Genomic DNA, 15,615 nt, shown 5'->3' on the forward strand with positions numbered 1-15,615 from the left:
AATATAGAAATTCTCCGTATCGTCAGAAAAATTTACAGCATCACAAAGAACGAACCAAAGCGTTTTTACAAGGTTGAACGCTTTTATTATCAAAGCCTTGATTCAATTGTTGAACTGACGGAAAAGCATGCGTTTTTGGCGTCACAGCCAAAACGTAATGCGAAGATTGAAGTTTCTTTAAGCGAAACACGCATGATGATCGATAAGCTTGCCAAGCAATTGGAAGACGACCTTTATGACTTGCTGAAAACAGACATTGACCACTTGGAGTTTGAACTGGACGTCGCAAAGCATTCAATGAAAAAAGGCTGACGGAGGAAAGCTGAAAATGAGCGAATATAAACCATCGTTACACAAAACTGGCGCACAGCTTAAAATTGATGATTTGCTTTCCGATCCTTTTGGACAAGGAGAAAAGTCTGTTTCCGGCATGGAGGAAGAACACCGCGGGCAGCAAGTAAATCTGGTTGATACGTTATCCGAAGAAAAACGCCGGCAGGCATTCCAACTGGCCGAACAGATCGATCCAAAACAACATGACAGCATGACTCTGTATGGAACGCAAGCTCAATCCAAACTCTTGAATTTTTCACACGAGATGCTTGAGCACGTCCAAAAAAAAGATATTGGTGAAATTGGGCAGGTCTTAAGCGACCTAATGAAAAAGCTTGAACAGGTCAGCCCTGATGAATTGAAAACTGAAAAAAGGAACTTTTTTTCCCGTTTTTTCGGAAGAGTATCCCATTCTGTTCAAGAAGTCTTATCAAGGTATCAAAAAACCGGCGCCCAAATAGACAGAATCAGCGTAAAACTTGAGCATTCCAAAAGCGCGCTGATCAATGATAATAAGATGCTCGAACGGCTGTATGAAAAAAATAAAGAATATTATGAAGCGCTGAATGTCTATATTGCAGCCGGTCAGCTGAAGCTTGAAGAATTAAAACATCAAACCATACCCGAATTAAAAGAGAAATCGAAAACAGAACATCATCATATGGCCGTTCAGGATGTAAATGATATGATTCAGTTTGCCGACCGGCTGGAAAAGCGGGTTTATGATTTAACATTGAGCAGACAAATTACACTGCAGAGCGCCCCGCAAATCCGTTTGATCCAACACACAAATCAAGTGCTGGCGGAAAAGATCCAATCATCGATTATGACAGCAATTCCTCTTTGGAAAAATCAGGTTGCTATTGCGCTTACTCTGTTGAGGCAGCGCCGAGCCGTAGAAGCTCAAAAAAAGGTTTCAGCCACAACAAACGAACTGCTCTTGAAAAATGCCGAGATGCTGAAGGCCAACACGATCGAAACTGCCAAGGAAAATGAGCGCGGCTTTATCGATATCGAAACATTGAAACAAGTGCAGGACAATCTGATCGGAACGCTTGAGGAGACGCTTAAAATTCAAGAAGAAGGCCGTTCAAAGCGCCTTCAGGCAGAAGAAGAAATAAGGGCAATGGAAGATGGTCTCAAGGCTAAGCTGCTGGACATGAAAGAAAACCAAAACCGTTTATCATAAGCAAGATAAACATTTACCAAAACGTCCGCCCTTTATGTAATCCGCCTTGAAGGGTATAATAAATGCAGAATGTCATACCGTCACCAGGGAGCACGAGGGTGACGAAGAAAATAGAGAAGATGACTAAAGGATCGGTTATATGAAGACACCTTTATATACAGCATTGGTGAACCATGCTGAAGGACATCATTATTCTTTTCACGTTCCGGGACATCACAATGGAGATGTCTTTTTTGATGAAGCGAAAACCTTTTTCGAAACGATTCTCAAAGTTGATCTAACTGAACTGACGGCTCTGGATGATTTGCATGAGCCATCAGGCGTCATCAAAGAAGCGCAGGATTTAGTTTCGCGGCTTTATGGCGCGGAAGAAAGTTTTTTTCTCGTCAATGGTTCGACCATCGGGAATCTGGCGATGATCATGGCTGTTTGTCAGCCGGGTGACACGATACTTGTTCAGCGGAACTGCCATAAGTCTGTATTTCATGCGATTGAACTTTCAGGCGCCCATCCGGTTTTTTTGACGCCGGAAATTGATGAGGCGATGGCCGTTCCCACACATATACTGTACGAAACGGCAAAAGATGCAATTTCACAATATCCGCACGCTAAAGGAATCGTGCTGACATATCCCAATTACTACGGACATGCTGTTGATCTGAAGCCGATCATAGAAGAGGCCCATCAACACGACATTCCCGTTCTAGTCGACGAGGCTCACGGCGCCCATTTTGTGCTGGGCCATCCATTTCCCCAGTCGTCGCTGAAAGCGGGCGCCGATGTTGTCGTTCAGTCTGCGCACAAAACGCTCCCGGCGATGACAATGGGATCTTATCTGCATATTAACAGCCGCAGGATGAACAGGGACAGACTGGCATATTATCTCTCTGTACTTCAAAGCAGCAGTCCTTCTTATCCAATCATGGCATCTTTGGATATAGCCAGGGCATACGCCGAAAATATCTTGAAAACAAATCGAACAGCCGATATTGAGAAAGAGCTCCTCAACATGAGAGAAGCCTTTTCTCAAATAAACGGAGCCGAGATCGTCGAGCCGGCTGAAGCCGGTATCCAGCAAGATCCGCTTAAGCTGTCTGTCAGATCAGCGTATGGCCACTCCGGTTTTGAACTGAAATCCATATTTGAAGCAAACGGCATCCATCCTGAATTGGCAGATGAAAGGCAAGTCCTGTTGATCCTGCCGCTTGAAGCAAAAAACAAGCCTGCGCCGGAACTGATCAGCACAATCAGCAAAGAAATCAAAGATACAGCTGTTCAACACGATCATCCTGCCGGAATCGGAATCCCTTCTGAAAAAGTCACAGCTTTGCCTTACCGGAAAAGCAAGTTGTCAGCCTTCAAAAAAGAATCGGTTCCTTTTACGGAAGCCGCGGGCAGAATAAGCGCGGAACCGGTCATACCGTACCCTCCGGGTATTCCGTTGATTATGGCGGGTGAGAGAATAACAAAAGAGACGATCAGCCGGCTGACGCGGCTCGTCGACCTGAATGTACACATTCAGGGCAGCAATCAGCTCAAACAAAAGCAATTAACTGTATATATAGAAGAGGAGAAATCATGAACGGATTATTTATTACTTTTGAAGGGCCTGAAGGTGCGGGGAAAACGACAATCCTTCAGGCTGCGGCAGACCAATTGACGAAAAACGGCTATTCTGTTCTCGCGACAAGAGAACCGGGCGGCATTGAAATATCTGAACGAATTCGCGAGGTTATTTTAAATCCAAGTCATACGGCTATGGACCCGAAAACAGAAGCCTTATTATATGCAGCCGCAAGAAGGCAGCACCTTGTCGAAAAAGTAAAACCGGCGCTTGAAAAAGGAAAAATCGTCTTATGCGACCGGTTCATCGACAGTTCACTTGCTTATCAGGGGTATGCCAGGGGACTCGGCATTGATGAAGTATTTTCTGTTAATCAATTTGCGATCGGCAATATGATGCCTAATATGACGATTTATTTCGACATCGACCCGGAAGAGGGAATGAAGCGGATCAATATAAATCATGCCAGAGAGAAGAACCGGCTTGATCTGGAAAAACTCCATTTTCATCAGCTTGTTCAAAAAGGCTATAAAGAAGTTATGAACCGGTTTCCCGGCCGATTTCGGATCGTGGATGCCAGTCAGAATGTTGAACATGTGTTAAAAAGGGTAAATAACATCATTAAGGAAGCATTAAAAGAAAATCAGTTGTGACCTGTTTACCATTCATTGTTATAATGGTAGCAAGAGTATCCTTAAGTGTTTCCATCCAAAAGGGGGCTTTTCATATGAAGTTAATTATCGCTGTTGTTCAAGACCAAGACAGCAATAGGCTTTTAAAGGCGTTAACCGATCACAATTTTCGCGTGACTAAACTGGCGTCAACCGGCGGCTTTTTGAAATCGGGAAACACAACCTTCATGTTGGGTGTAGATGATATTCGAGTAGACAAAGCTTTAAGCTTGATAAAAGAAAACGGAAGCAAGCGCGATCAGCTGATTGCCCCTGTTTCTCCAATGGGCGGAAATGCCGATTCATATGTTCCTTATCCCGTTGAAGTTGAAGTGGGCGGAGCAACCGTTTTTGTACTGCCGATCGAGCAATTCCATCAATTTTAAGGGTTGAGGATATGAAAATAAGTCAAGAACTGCGTACAATGATAGAGAAACAGCAGACTCCGCCTGCAAGAGGAGAAAACGTTTCTGCTTCATTTAAAGAGAAGATGAATATACAAAGCGGCAAGCTACGAGTTGAACAGTTGACAATGCTTTTAACAGATATTGAAGCGTTCGGAAAACGCTTATCAAAGTCGAGGAACTTCAAGGATTTGGCCAGATTCAAAGGCTTGATCAAACGATTTGTAAAAGAGACCGTTGAAAACGGGCTGACGGTGGAGAATTCAAGAAGCTTCGATCTGTACGGAAACAGCCGGACATTGAGCATTGTAAAAGAACTGGACGAAAAGCTTGTGCAATTAACAGAGGACCTGATGGACCAAGAAAAATCTTCTATCGAACTTTTAGAACAGATTGGCGAAATCAAGGGTTTACTGATAAACCTTTACACATAGAGAGTGATGGTATGGCTACAACCTGGACAGAAATGCAGAAGCTTCAGCCACGGGTCATGAAGCTTTTGCAAAATAGTATAGAAAGAAACCGGCTTGCCCATGCCTATTTATTTGAAGGGCGCAAAGGGACGGGCAAATTAGACGCGGCAACCCTTCTGGCAAAAAGCTTTTTTTGCCTTGAAGACGGGGCGGAGCCATGTGAGTCGTGCCGGAACTGCCAGCGGATTGAATCAGGAAACCATCCGGACGTTCACGTCGTGCATCCGGACGGACTTTCGATTAAAAAGGGACAAATTCAGGCGCTTCAGGAAGAGTTTTCAAAGACCGGTTTGGAATCGCATAAAAAGCTGTACATTATCTCCCATGCCGATCAAATGACGGTCAATGCGGCGAACAGCCTTCTGAAGTTTTTAGAGGAGCCGAGCAGCGATACAATCGCTGTTCTTTTAACGGAACAGCCGCAAAAATTGCTCGATACGATCATATCGAGATGCCAAGTTTTATCCTTTCAGTCGTTGCAGCCCGAATCAATTGAAAAGGAACTGATCAAACAAGAGGTCTCACCGAATATTGCTGCCCTTTTGTCGAATATGACAAACAATTTATCGGAAGCGCTCGAATTGAGTCGAAATGATCAGTTTGCAGAGTCGCGAGCGAAAGTGATAAAATTGTATGAAGTCTTACACCAGCGAAAAGGACATGCTTTTTTCTATATTCAAGATCAGTGGATGCCCTTTTTCAAGGAGAAAGACCACCAAGAAATGGGTCTTGATATGCTTTTATTTATATATCGCGACGTGTTGTCCATTCAGTTGGGACATGAAGATAAAATACTATTTCAGGACTTATTCCAATCATTAAAACAGCATGCGCTGCAAACAACACAACAAAGAGTGACAAACCAGATACTTGCTGTTTTAGAAGCAAAAAAACGGCTTTATTCCAATGTGAATGCTCAAGGATTAATGGAGCACTTGGTTTTAATGCTGCAGGAGGGATAAGCTTGTACAACGTTATTGGTGTCCGTTTTAAAAAAGCGGGCAAAATATATTATTTCGATCCGAACGGATTTCAGATAGATAAAGACAGCTGTGTGATCGTCGAAACGGTTCGCGGTGTTGAATACGGGCAGGTTGTCATCGCCAACAAGAAAGTAGACGAGAACGATGTCGTGCTGCCTTTAAGAAAAGTGATCAGAGTTGCGGATGAGCGCGACCGCCTGATCGTTGAAGAGAATCAAGAAGCTGCGCTGTCCGCCTTTGATGTCTGCCAGAAAAAGGTTAACGAGCACGGCCTTGAGATGAAGCTGGTCGATGTGGAATTCACTTTTGACCGCAACAAAGTCATTTTTTATTTTACGGCTGACGGAAGAGTCGATTTTAGAGAACTCGTCAAAGATTTGGCGTCAATCTTTAAAACGAGAATCGAACTGAGGCAAATCGGCGTCAGGGATGAAGCGAAGATGCTGGGCGGCATCGGACCGTGCGGAAGAATGCTTTGCTGTTCCACATTTTTAGGTGATTTTGAGCCCGTGTCTATTAAAATGGCAAAGGATCAAAATCTGTCGCTGAATCCGACGAAGATTTCCGGACTATGCGGACGGCTGATGTGCTGTCTGAAATATGAAAACGATGAATACGAAACAGCAAAAGAACAGCTTCCGGATATTGGGGAAGTGATCGCCACGTCCAACGGCCCGGCAAAAGTCGTCGGCTTGAATATTCTTGAACGCATTCTCCAAGTTGAACTGACAGACTGTGACAAAGTCGTTGAATATACGTGGGATGAGCTGTTGCAAGAAGGTGTCGTATCTGCACAAACCACAGATTAACGAGGTGTGAAACCTTGGATAAAAAAGAATTGTTTGATACAGTGATAAGTTTAGAAGAACAAATCGGGTCCCTTTACCGCCAGCTTGGAGATCTCAAGCAGCATATCGGGGAAATGATTGAAGAAAACAATCATTTACAGCTTGAAAACGAGCATTTGCGCAAGAGGCTGGAGGAAACGGATCAAAGGCTAAAAAACGCAAAATCCGATGAAAAAGAGATAAAAGCAGAAAAGACAGGGCATGCTGATATTGGAGAAGGCCATGATAATTTGGCGCGCCTGTATCAGGAGGGTTTCCATATTTGCAACATCCATTACGGAAGTGTTCGCAAAGAAGGAGACTGCCTGTTCTGCCTCTCGTTCTTAAATAAAAAATAAGAAAGGCTTCCGGCGGAACGGAAGCCTTTTTAACGGTACAATGTGTTTAGGAAAGGGAAAAGACATGATTCAATTAAAAGACGATGAACGACTGGATTATTTACTTGCAGAAGATATGAAAATCGTGCAAAGCCCGACAGTTTTTGCGTTTTCCTTAGACGCCGTTCTGCTGTCGAAATTTGCATATGTTCCGATACAAAAAGGAAACATCATTGATCTGTGCACAGGGAACGGGATTGTTCCGCTGCTTCTCAGCACCCGCACAAAAGCCGCGATCACCGGGGTGGAAATTCAGGAAAGGCTGTATGACATGGCTCTCCGCAGCGTGGAATACAACAACCTGCAAAAACAGATTCATCTCATCAGGGACGACTTGAACAATATGCCGCAGGTGCTCGGATATAATAAAGCTGATGTCGTCACATGCAATCCTCCTTATTTCAAGACGCCGCAAAAAACGGAGCAAAACTTAAATGAACATCTGGCCATTGCCAGACATGAAATTTACTGCACGCTTGAAGACGTCGTTCGCGTCAGCAGCAAGCTGTTAAAGCAGGGCGGCAAACTCGCTCTCGTTCACCGGCCGGGGAGGCTGCTCGAAATCTTTGAATTGATGAAGGCCTTCCAAATCGAGCCGAAGCGCGTCCAGTTTGTTTACCCGAAAAAAAGTAAAGAGGCCAACACCATTTTAGTGGAAGGAATAAAAGACGGCCGGCCTGACCTGAAAATTCTGCCTCCTTTATTCGTATATGATGAACAAGATCAATATACACCTGAAATAAGGAAGATTTTATATGGAGACGAGTAGCCATTATTTTTATGTGCTTTCGTGCCGGGACGGTAGCTTGTACGCCGGCTATACAAACAATATCGAGAAGCGCCTGAAAACCCATAATGAAGGGAAAGGCGCGAAGTATACGAGGGCAAGGCTGCCGGTAAAACTCCATTATGCAGAGTGCTTTTCAACAAAGCGAGAGGCGATGCAGGCCGAATACTATTTTAAAAAATTATCGAGAAAGAACAAAGAACGTTATATAGAAGAAAAAAGACGGGAGGGTGTTGATTATCAACCGGCAAAAGAGCTTTGACCAAAAATCAGACATGGGCATGTTATATCTCGTTCCGACACCCATCGGCAATTTGGAGGATATGACATTTCGAGCGGTTTCTGTGTTGAAAGAGGCGGACATTATCGCTGCGGAGGATACGAGGCAGACGAAGAAATTGTGCCATGTATACGAAATCGAGACACAGCTTGTCAGCTACCATGAACACAATAAAGAAAGCAGCGGACACAAAATTTTGGAATGGCTGAAAGAAGGTAAAAATGTCGCGCTGGTCAGTGACGCCGGAATGCCGACAATATCTGACCCCGGGGCTGAAATCGTCCGCGATTTTATTGAAATGGGCGGCTATGTCGTGCCTTTGCCCGGTGCAAATGCCGCTTTGACCGCACTGATAGCCTCAGGCATTGCGCCGCAGCCGTTTTTCTTTTTCGGTTTTTTGGACCGTAACAAACGGGAAAGGAAAAAACAGCTCGAGGCTTTGAAAAACAGACAGGAGACGATGATTTTTTACGAGTCCCCGCATCGGCTGAAAGAAACCTTGTCAGCCATCAGAGAGGTATTCGGCAACCGGCAAATCGCATTGACAAGGGAACTCACGAAAAAATTTGAAGAGTTTATCAGAGGTTCGATCGAAGAAGCACTCACATGGGCTGAACAGGAACAGGTGCGCGGAGAGTTTTGCCTTGTGGTCGAGGGAAGCCGTGAAGAAACGATCGAAGAATCGTTCTGGTGGGAGAATCTTTCAGAAAAAGAACATGTCGAGCATTATATCAGCGAAGGATATCATTCAAAAGAAGCCATTAAAAAAACCGCGGTAGACCGCGGCGTTCCGAAACGGAAGATTTATGACGCTTATCATATTCAAAACTAAAAAAACCGCCCTTGCTTCGGCAAGAGCGGTTTTTGTATAATCAAAATAATTATTTTTGAGATTGAAGTTGTGCTTGAATTTCGTTAATGATTTGCTCAGCGCCTTCAGGGCTAAGAACCAATTTACCGCCTGCAAGTTTAAGGTTGTCATCAGAAACTTCACCTGTAACTTGGCAAGTCATGTTTGGTTTATATTTTTTCAAGATGATTTTTTCGTCATCTACATAGATTTCAAGAGCGTCTTTTTCCGCGATTCCAAGCGTACGGCGAAGTTCGATCGGAATCACCACGCGTCCTAGCTCATCAACTTTACGTACAATACCTGTAGATTTCATATTCATTCTCCTCCCGAAAGATTGTTATTTTTATAGGTGTTTATTATCTTCGTCATTATTCGACAAAATCCTTACAGTCCTAGCATAACAAGGTTTCCAATAAACGTCAATCATTTTCTTTTCTATTGTTTGTAAAAATTAGATCATATAGTCAAAAGACCTTGGAAGAACTGATGTAACAAGGGAAATGAAGATGATAAAACAGTAGGATCAATCAAAAAAAAGCCCTTAAATCAAGACTTTCGAACTAAGGTTTTTCCTCATATCGATTATATACGACATTATTCGACAATGAAAGCATTTTTTTGTCGAAGTATAATATTTCTTTCTGTTAAAAAATTTGTAATCGACCGTATTCATGATGGATCGACAATGTATATTTTCTTGAACTTGAAGGCTAAGATGGTATCATATAAAGAGGGATTATATATTGAGTATATACTGAATGAATACACATGCCGCTCTCGTCCTTTGGGCGGGAGTTTTTTGACATTTTAATTGGGAGGTTCCATCATGCCGCAAGAAAAAAATACGTTTTACATCACTACACCCATTTATTACCCAAGTGGAAAGCTACATATTGGACATGCCTACACAACCGTTGCCGGTGATGCGATGGCTCGGTATAAAAGACTGAGAGGCTTTGATGTCAGGTACTTAACAGGTACAGATGAGCACGGACAAAAAATCCAGCAAACGGCGGAGAAGGAAAATATTACTCCGCAGGAATTGGTCGATCGTGCGGCAGAAGACATTCAGCAGCTTTGGAAAAAGCTCGACATATCCAATGACGATTTCATACGGACGACAGAGGAACGTCATAAAAACGTGATCGAAAAGGTTTTTCAGAAGCTGCTTGACAATGGTGATATATATCTTGATGAATATGAAGGCTGGTACAGCATACCTGACGAAACGTTTTACACCGAAACCCAGCTCGTTGATGTTGAGCGAAACGAAAAAGGCGAGGTAATCGGAGGAAAAAGTCCTGACAGCGGCCATCCCGTTGAGTTAATCAAAGAGGAATCTTACTTCTTCCGCATGGGAAAATATGCGGACCGGCTGCTCGCTTTCTATGAAGAAAATCCTGAATTCATTCAGCCTGAATCCCGCAAAAATGAAATGATCAACAACTTTATTAAACCGGGTCTTGAGGATTTGGCTGTTTCCCGGACGACGTTCGACTGGGGAATAAAAGTGCCCGGCAACCCGAAGCATGTCATCTATGTTTGGATAGACGCGCTGTTTAATTACATTACGGCACTTGGCTTTAATACGGCAAACGATGAAAATTATCAAAAATATTGGCCGGCAGACGTTCATCTTGTCGGTAAAGAGATCGTCCGTTTCCATACCATTTACTGGCCGATTATGCTGATGGCATTGGACCTTCCGCTGCCGAAAAAAGTTTTTGCCCACGGATGGCTGCTGATGAAAGACGGAAAAATGTCTAAATCAAAAGGAAATGTGGTCGATCCAGTCACATTAATCGACAAATACGGACTTGATGCATTGCGTTATTATCTTCTCCGCGAAGTGCCGTTCGGTTCTGACGGCGTATTTACACCGGAAGGATTTGTCGAGCGGATTAACTATGATTTAGCGAATGATTTAGGCAACCTGTTAAACAGAACGGTCGCCATGGTCAACAAATACTTTGACGGCCGGGTTCAGTCATACGAAGGCCCGGTTACCGCTTTTGACGAACAGTTGTCATCATTCTCACAAAAGACAATTGAAGCGTACGAACAGGCGATCGAAAATATGGAGTTTTCTGTAGCGCTTTCTTCATTGTGGCAGTTTGTCAGCAGAACGAATAAATACATTGACGAGACAGCCCCATGGGTACTGGCAAAAGATAAGGACAAAGAAAAAGATCTTCAATCGGTCATGTACCATTTGGCAGAGTCGTTGCGCATCACTGCTGTATTGCTGCAGCCGTTCTTAACACAGACGCCTGAAAAGATTTTTGCACAGCTCGGTGTTACGGATGCGTCATTGAAAACCTGGGACAGCATTAAAAGCTTCGGCCAGCTGAAATCGGTCAAAGTTCAAAAAGGAGAACCGTTGTTCCCGCGTCTTGAAGCGGAAGATGAAGTCGCTTATATCAAATCAAAAATGCAGGGAACGGCTCCAAAAGAAGAACCGAAACAAGAGGAAAAAGCAACTGAAAGGCTTCCGGAAATCACGATAGACGATTTTATGAGCACGGAGCTGAGAGTGGCTGAAGTCATCCATGCCGAACCCGTCAAAAAAGCGGACCGTCTGTTAAAGCTTCAGCTTGATTTGGGCTTTGAAAAACGCCAGGTCGTTTCAGGAATTGCCAAGCACTACAAACCTGAAGAGCTTGTCGGCCGGAAAGTCATTTGTGTAACAAACTTAAAACCGGTCAAACTAAGAGGAGAACTTTCTCAAGGCATGATATTGGCTGGAGAAGACAACGGCGTTCTGTCGCTTGCAGCGGTAGACAGTTCATTATCAAACGGAACGCGAATCAAATAAATGTTGGCAAAGGGTGTTCCACGTGTAACATTTCGTCGAACACCTTTTGTTTTTCGACAATATCTAAAAAAGGTGGCATTTTGATGTTATTTGATACACATGCACATTTAAATGCCGAGCAATTTAATGAGGATTTGGAAGAAGTCATTGCTCGGGCAAAGGAAGAAAAAGTGGAGCACATTGTTGTTGTGGGATTCGATCGTCCGACGATTAAGCGCGCAATGGAATTGATTGAAGCATACGATTTTATTTATGCTGCCATCGGGTGGCATCCGGTTGATGCAATTGATATGACCGATGAAGATTTGGCTTGGATCAAAGACCTCTCTGCCCATGAAAAAGTTGTGGCGATCGGTGAAATGGGACTTGATTATCATTGGGATAAGTCGCCGAAGGACGTTCAAAAAGAGGTGTTCAGAAAACAGATTGCTTTGGCAAAAGAAGTCGGCTTGCCAATCGTGATTCACAACCGTGATGCAACAGAGGATGTCGTTTCTATTTTGCGGGAAGAAGGGGCCGAGGAAGTCGGCGGGATCATGCACTGTTATACCGGAAGCGCCGAAATTGCACAAGAGTGCATAAATATGAATTTCTACCTATCTTTCGGCGGTCCCGTCACATTTAAAAATGCCAAAAAGCCGAAGGAAGTGGTCAAACAAATACCAAATGACCGACTTTTAATTGAGACGGACTGCCCGTATTTAACGCCGCATCCATACAGAGGAAAGCGGAATGAACCAAGCTATGTGAAGCTTGTCGCCGAACAGATTGCTGAATTGAAAGGGATGACTTATGAAGAAATAGCGGCCATCACCACAGAAAATGCAAAAAAACTTTTCGGCATCAGCTGACACGATTTGATATCGAGCCTTGTTCAAGCTTGTCTCTTCGGGGGACGGTTCTAAAAAGTTCTACATGTCTGTTTGCACTCATAGGATATCTTTGTCGACAAGTCTTTCTTTCTTTTATGAGGTGGTTTTCCCATAATAAAAGAGATGGCGGGCTTGCGGAGAAATAGAGAGGAGGGTTGACAGGCTTGTAGATACTCTATATAATCTCCCCGAGGAGAAGGAGGCGTTTTTCATCATACAAAAAATGAAAAAGCTGTTTTCCGTAAAGCTTAGCAAAAGCAGATGGATACTGATTGCTGCTGGACTGCTTGTCGCAGGAAGCGGAACTGCTTACGGAGCACATGAGCTCGCTAAACAGCAAGTCACCATTTCGATAAACGGGAAAAAGCAGGATGTTCGCACGAATGCGGAAACCGTAGGTGAACTGCTGAAAAGCTTAGACATCGAGACGAGGAAAGAAGATCACATCTCTCCCGCTGAAGATACAAAATTAACGGCGAACACGAATGTTGAGTATGTTGCCGCAAAACCTGTTCATTTCGCGGTCGACGGACAGGAAAAAGAAATCTGGACAACAGCGGGTACTGTCGGCAAACTGCTGAAAGATTTAAATCTAGAGTTGGCGGAACACGATCAAATTGAACCCTCAGTTGATAAAGAAATAACGAAAGACATGAAGCTGACTTTGCAAAGGGCTTTTAAAGTAACCGTAAAGGATGCCGGTAAAGATAAAGATATATGGACGACTTCGACTACGGTCGCTGACTTTTTAAAACATCATAAGATCAGCATAAAAGGCGATGATGAAGTTAAGCCTGCGCTTGATAAAAAGCTGACAAAAGATCAGGCGATTCACATTACTCGTATCAAAAAAGTCACCGATGTAGTGGAAGAGAACATCCCTTTTGAAGTCCGCAAAAAAGAGGACGATTCACTTGAAAAAGGGAAAGAAAAAGTTGTACGGGACGGTAAACATGGCAAGCTTAAAAAGCACTATGCCGTTGTTATGAAAAACGGCAAGGAAGTTTCCAGAGAACTGGTTAAAGAGGAAACAGCCGCTGAAAGCAAAGCCAAAATTATTGCTGTCGGTACAAAGCAAGCCGCAGTGGCTACAGTCAGCGCGAATGTATCGCGCGGAAATCAATCCTCAGGAAAAGAATTTTATGTATCCTCTACAGCTTATACGGCAAGCTGCAACGGATGCTCTGGCCACACTGCGACCGGCGTTAACTTGAAAAATAATCCGGGTGCTAAAGTGATCGCTGTCGATCCGAGCGTCATTCCGCTGGGTTCTAAAGTACATGTAGAAGGATATGGCTACGCGGTTGCAGCCGATACAGGCTCAGCCATCAAAGGCCGTAAAATCGATGTATTCTTTCCGAGTAAGTCTACAGCTTACCGCTGGGGTAACAAAAGAGTTAAAATCAAGGTGTTGAACTAAATATCATTTATTACGCTTCTTATATAAGCAGAGGGATTTTGCGCCCTCTGTTTTTTTGGTTATAATAGATCCATCTTGTTTTCTAATTAATTAGACGGTTTTATTACAAAAAGGTTTCAATAATTTTAAAAATGTAATAAAAGGTTTTTCACTATACGGAGGAAGAAATGAAGATTAAAGAAATCATTGTTGTCGAAGGCCGTGATGACACAGCAAAAATCAAATCGGCTGTTGATGCTGATACGATTGAAACGAACGGATCTGCCATAGGGGAAGACGTCATCAAACGGATTCGGCTTGCCCAGGAAACGCGCGGGGTCATTATTTTAACCGATCCTGATTTCCCGGGGGAAAAAATCAGAAAAACGATTGCAGAAAAAGTCCCCGGCTGCAAGCATGCATTTTTACCCAAGCATTTGGCAAAGCCTAAAAATAAGCGCGGAATCGGTGTTGAACATGCTTCGCTTGAGGCAATCCGCGAATGCTTAAAAACCGTTCAGGAGGAAATGGAGGCGACGGAACCTGAGATTGAGGCTCGGGATTTAATCGAAGCCGGCCTGATCGGGGGCCCTCTGGCAAAACAAAGGCGGGAGCGGCTCGGCGAGATATTGAATATCGGCTATACAAATGGGAAACAGCTTCAAAAGCGGCTGCAAATGTTTCAGATCAAAAAGAGTGATTATTTAAGCGCACTGGATGTTGTGCTGCGGGAGGAAGAGCATGAATAAAGATATCGCCACCCCAATTAGAACTAAGGAAATTCTCAATAAATACGGATTTTCATTCAAAAAAAGCCTGGGGCAGAACTTCTTGATTGATACGAACATATTGGACAGAATTGTCGACCATGCGGGAGTGACGGAGCGTACCGGCGTGATTGAAATCGGTCCGGGGATCGGGGCATTGACCGAGCAGCTGGCAAAGCGTGCGAAGAAAGTGACGGCCTTCGAAATCGACCAAAGGCTCCTGCCGATTTTAAAAGATACGCTTTCTCCGTATGATAATGTGACTGTCATTCACCAGGATGTCCTGAAAGCCGATGTCCGGGCGGTAATGGACGAGCAGTTTCAAGACTGCGATGAGGTGATGGTTGTCGCCAACCTCCCGTATTACGTCACGACTCCGATCATCATGAAGCTTTTAGAAGAAAATCTGCCGCTGAAAGGGATCGTCGTCATGCTTCAAAAAGAGGTGGCGGACCGAATGGCTGCGAAACCTTCTACAAAGGAATACGGGTCCCTTTCCATCGCGGTTCAGTTTTATACCGAAGCCAAAACGGTCATGAATGTGCCAAAGACTGTATTTGTCCCTCAGCCTAACGTGGATTCCGCGGTCATCAGGCTGACGCTGAGGGGAGAACCGGCTGTCGCGGTTCAAGATGAAGCCTTTTTCTTTCAAGTCGTAAAATCCAGCTTTGCACAGCGCCGAAAAACGCTTTTCAACAACCTCGTTAACAACCTGCCGAATGGCAAAGAGAATAAATCAAAAATTGAAAGAGCGCTTCAGGATTCACAAATCGACGGAAAACGACGCGGAGAATCGCTGAGCATTGAAGAGTTCGCCGTCTTATCTGACCGCTTGAGAGCAGTCCTTCTTTAATGGAGGGCTTTTTTTATTTGAAGCCGGGCTTTAAGCCTGATCAGGCTTGTCATCCGTTCACCACTTGAAGGGCGGGCACATAGGCTAAAGAAGCACCTTTACTTTTCATTGCTTTATATTCATCAGGATGGGGCTTAGTCTATGTGT

At 44.0% G+C, this 15,615-nt stretch carries 18 protein-coding genes (1 of these 18 running past the window's edge); 17 read left to right on the forward strand and 1 reads right to left on the reverse strand.

Translation table 11 applies throughout. The features are described 5' to 3' along the window. The 12 genes from MHH76_RS00205 to rsmI all read left to right on the forward strand — a co-directional run. A protein-coding gene (locus MHH76_RS00205; RefSeq protein ID WP_020449788.1) for a 5-bromo-4-chloroindolyl phosphate hydrolysis family protein crosses the window boundary here: on the forward strand, positions 1-312 show its 3' portion. It extends 306 nt beyond the left edge of the window; 312 of the gene's 618 nt are visible here — the last part of the coding sequence; the start codon falls outside the window, past its left edge; its stop codon occupies positions 310-312. A gap of 16 nt (positions 313-328) precedes the next feature. Next, complete coding sequence (locus tag MHH76_RS00210) at positions 329-1,522, forward strand: toxic anion resistance protein (protein ID WP_026579007.1); 1,194 nt, start codon at positions 329-331, stop codon at positions 1,520-1,522. Between the two features lie 139 nt (positions 1,523-1,661). Then, positions 1,662-3,104: an aminotransferase class I/II-fold pyridoxal phosphate-dependent enzyme gene (locus tag MHH76_RS00215; RefSeq protein ID WP_020449790.1), complete on the forward strand. Its 1,443-nt coding sequence runs from the start codon at positions 1,662-1,664 to the stop codon at positions 3,102-3,104. Further along, complete coding sequence (tmk, locus tag MHH76_RS00220) at positions 3,101-3,739, forward strand: dTMP kinase (RefSeq protein WP_020449791.1); 639 nt, start codon at positions 3,101-3,103, stop codon at positions 3,737-3,739. The genes MHH76_RS00215 and tmk overlap by 4 nt, the downstream gene beginning before the upstream one ends. A gap of 74 nt (positions 3,740-3,813) precedes the next feature. Then, positions 3,814-4,143, forward strand: coding sequence for a cyclic-di-AMP receptor (locus MHH76_RS00225; protein WP_003178156.1), 330 nt, complete (start codon positions 3,814-3,816; stop codon positions 4,141-4,143). An 11-nt stretch (positions 4,144-4,154) separates the two neighbouring features. Further along, on the forward strand, positions 4,155-4,595 hold the full coding sequence (locus MHH76_RS00230) for a YaaR family protein (protein WP_020449792.1): 441 nt from the start codon (positions 4,155-4,157) through the stop codon (positions 4,593-4,595). Positions 4,596-4,606: 11 nt separating this feature from the next. Continuing rightward, entirely contained in the window at positions 4,607-5,596 is a 990-nt protein-coding gene (gene holB, locus MHH76_RS00235; RefSeq protein ID WP_020449793.1) for a DNA polymerase III subunit delta', read from the forward strand. A gap of 2 nt (positions 5,597-5,598) precedes the next feature. Next, on the forward strand, positions 5,599-6,426 hold the full coding sequence (locus MHH76_RS00240; RefSeq protein ID WP_020449794.1) for a stage 0 sporulation family protein: 828 nt from the start codon (positions 5,599-5,601) through the stop codon (positions 6,424-6,426). A gap of 14 nt (positions 6,427-6,440) precedes the next feature. After that, a complete protein-coding gene (gene yabA, locus MHH76_RS00245; RefSeq protein ID WP_020449795.1) occupies positions 6,441-6,803 on the forward strand; it encodes a DNA replication initiation control protein YabA in 363 nt (120 codons plus the stop codon). A gap of 64 nt (positions 6,804-6,867) precedes the next feature. After that, a complete protein-coding gene (locus MHH76_RS00250) occupies positions 6,868-7,611 on the forward strand; it encodes a tRNA1(Val) (adenine(37)-N6)-methyltransferase (protein ID WP_020449796.1) in 744 nt (247 codons plus the stop codon). Then, the gene (locus tag MHH76_RS00255) at positions 7,598-7,891 is read left to right on the forward strand and encodes a GIY-YIG nuclease family protein (protein WP_023855982.1); all 294 of its coding nucleotides are present in this window, start codon (positions 7,598-7,600) and stop codon (positions 7,889-7,891) included. The genes MHH76_RS00250 and MHH76_RS00255 overlap by 14 nt, the downstream gene beginning before the upstream one ends. Beyond that, entirely contained in the window at positions 7,866-8,741 is an 876-nt protein-coding gene (gene rsmI / locus MHH76_RS00260; protein WP_025809575.1) for a 16S rRNA (cytidine(1402)-2'-O)-methyltransferase, read from the forward strand. Before MHH76_RS00255 ends, rsmI begins: the two co-directional genes overlap by 26 nt. Before the next feature lie 49 nt (positions 8,742-8,790). Here the strand turns inward: rsmI and MHH76_RS00265 are convergent, their stop codons facing one another. After that, on the reverse strand, positions 8,791-9,081 hold the full coding sequence (locus MHH76_RS00265) for an AbrB/MazE/SpoVT family DNA-binding domain-containing protein (protein WP_085959887.1): 291 nt from the start codon (positions 9,079-9,081) through the stop codon (positions 8,791-8,793). Positions 9,082-9,588: 507 nt separating this feature from the next. Here MHH76_RS00265 and metG point away from each other — a divergent pair. The 5 genes from metG to rsmA all read left to right on the forward strand — a co-directional run bounded on the left by metG (position 9,589) and on the right by rsmA (position 15,468). Beyond that, entirely contained in the window at positions 9,589-11,577 is a 1,989-nt protein-coding gene (metG, locus tag MHH76_RS00270; RefSeq protein ID WP_020449799.1) for a methionine--tRNA ligase, read from the forward strand. A gap of 83 nt (positions 11,578-11,660) precedes the next feature. Then, positions 11,661-12,428, forward strand: coding sequence for a TatD family hydrolase (locus MHH76_RS00275; protein ID WP_020449800.1), 768 nt, complete (start codon positions 11,661-11,663; stop codon positions 12,426-12,428). 244 nt (positions 12,429-12,672) lie between these two features. Then, positions 12,673-13,869: a G5 and 3D domain-containing protein gene (locus tag MHH76_RS00280; RefSeq protein ID WP_020449801.1), complete on the forward strand. Its 1,197-nt coding sequence runs from the start codon at positions 12,673-12,675 to the stop codon at positions 13,867-13,869. A 167-nt stretch (positions 13,870-14,036) separates the two neighbouring features. Then, entirely contained in the window at positions 14,037-14,597 is a 561-nt protein-coding gene (gene rnmV / locus MHH76_RS00285; protein ID WP_020449802.1) for a ribonuclease M5, read from the forward strand. Further along, positions 14,590-15,468: a 16S rRNA (adenine(1518)-N(6)/adenine(1519)-N(6))-dimethyltransferase RsmA gene (rsmA, locus tag MHH76_RS00290; protein ID WP_020449803.1), complete on the forward strand. Its 879-nt coding sequence runs from the start codon at positions 14,590-14,592 to the stop codon at positions 15,466-15,468. Before rnmV ends, rsmA begins: the two co-directional genes overlap by 8 nt. The last annotated feature ends 147 nt before the right edge of the window (positions 15,469-15,615 follow it).

The organism is Bacillus sp. FSL L8-0193, assembly GCF_037976065.1.
Taxonomy (GTDB): Bacteria; Bacillota; Bacilli; order Bacillales; family Bacillaceae; genus Bacillus; species Bacillus paralicheniformis.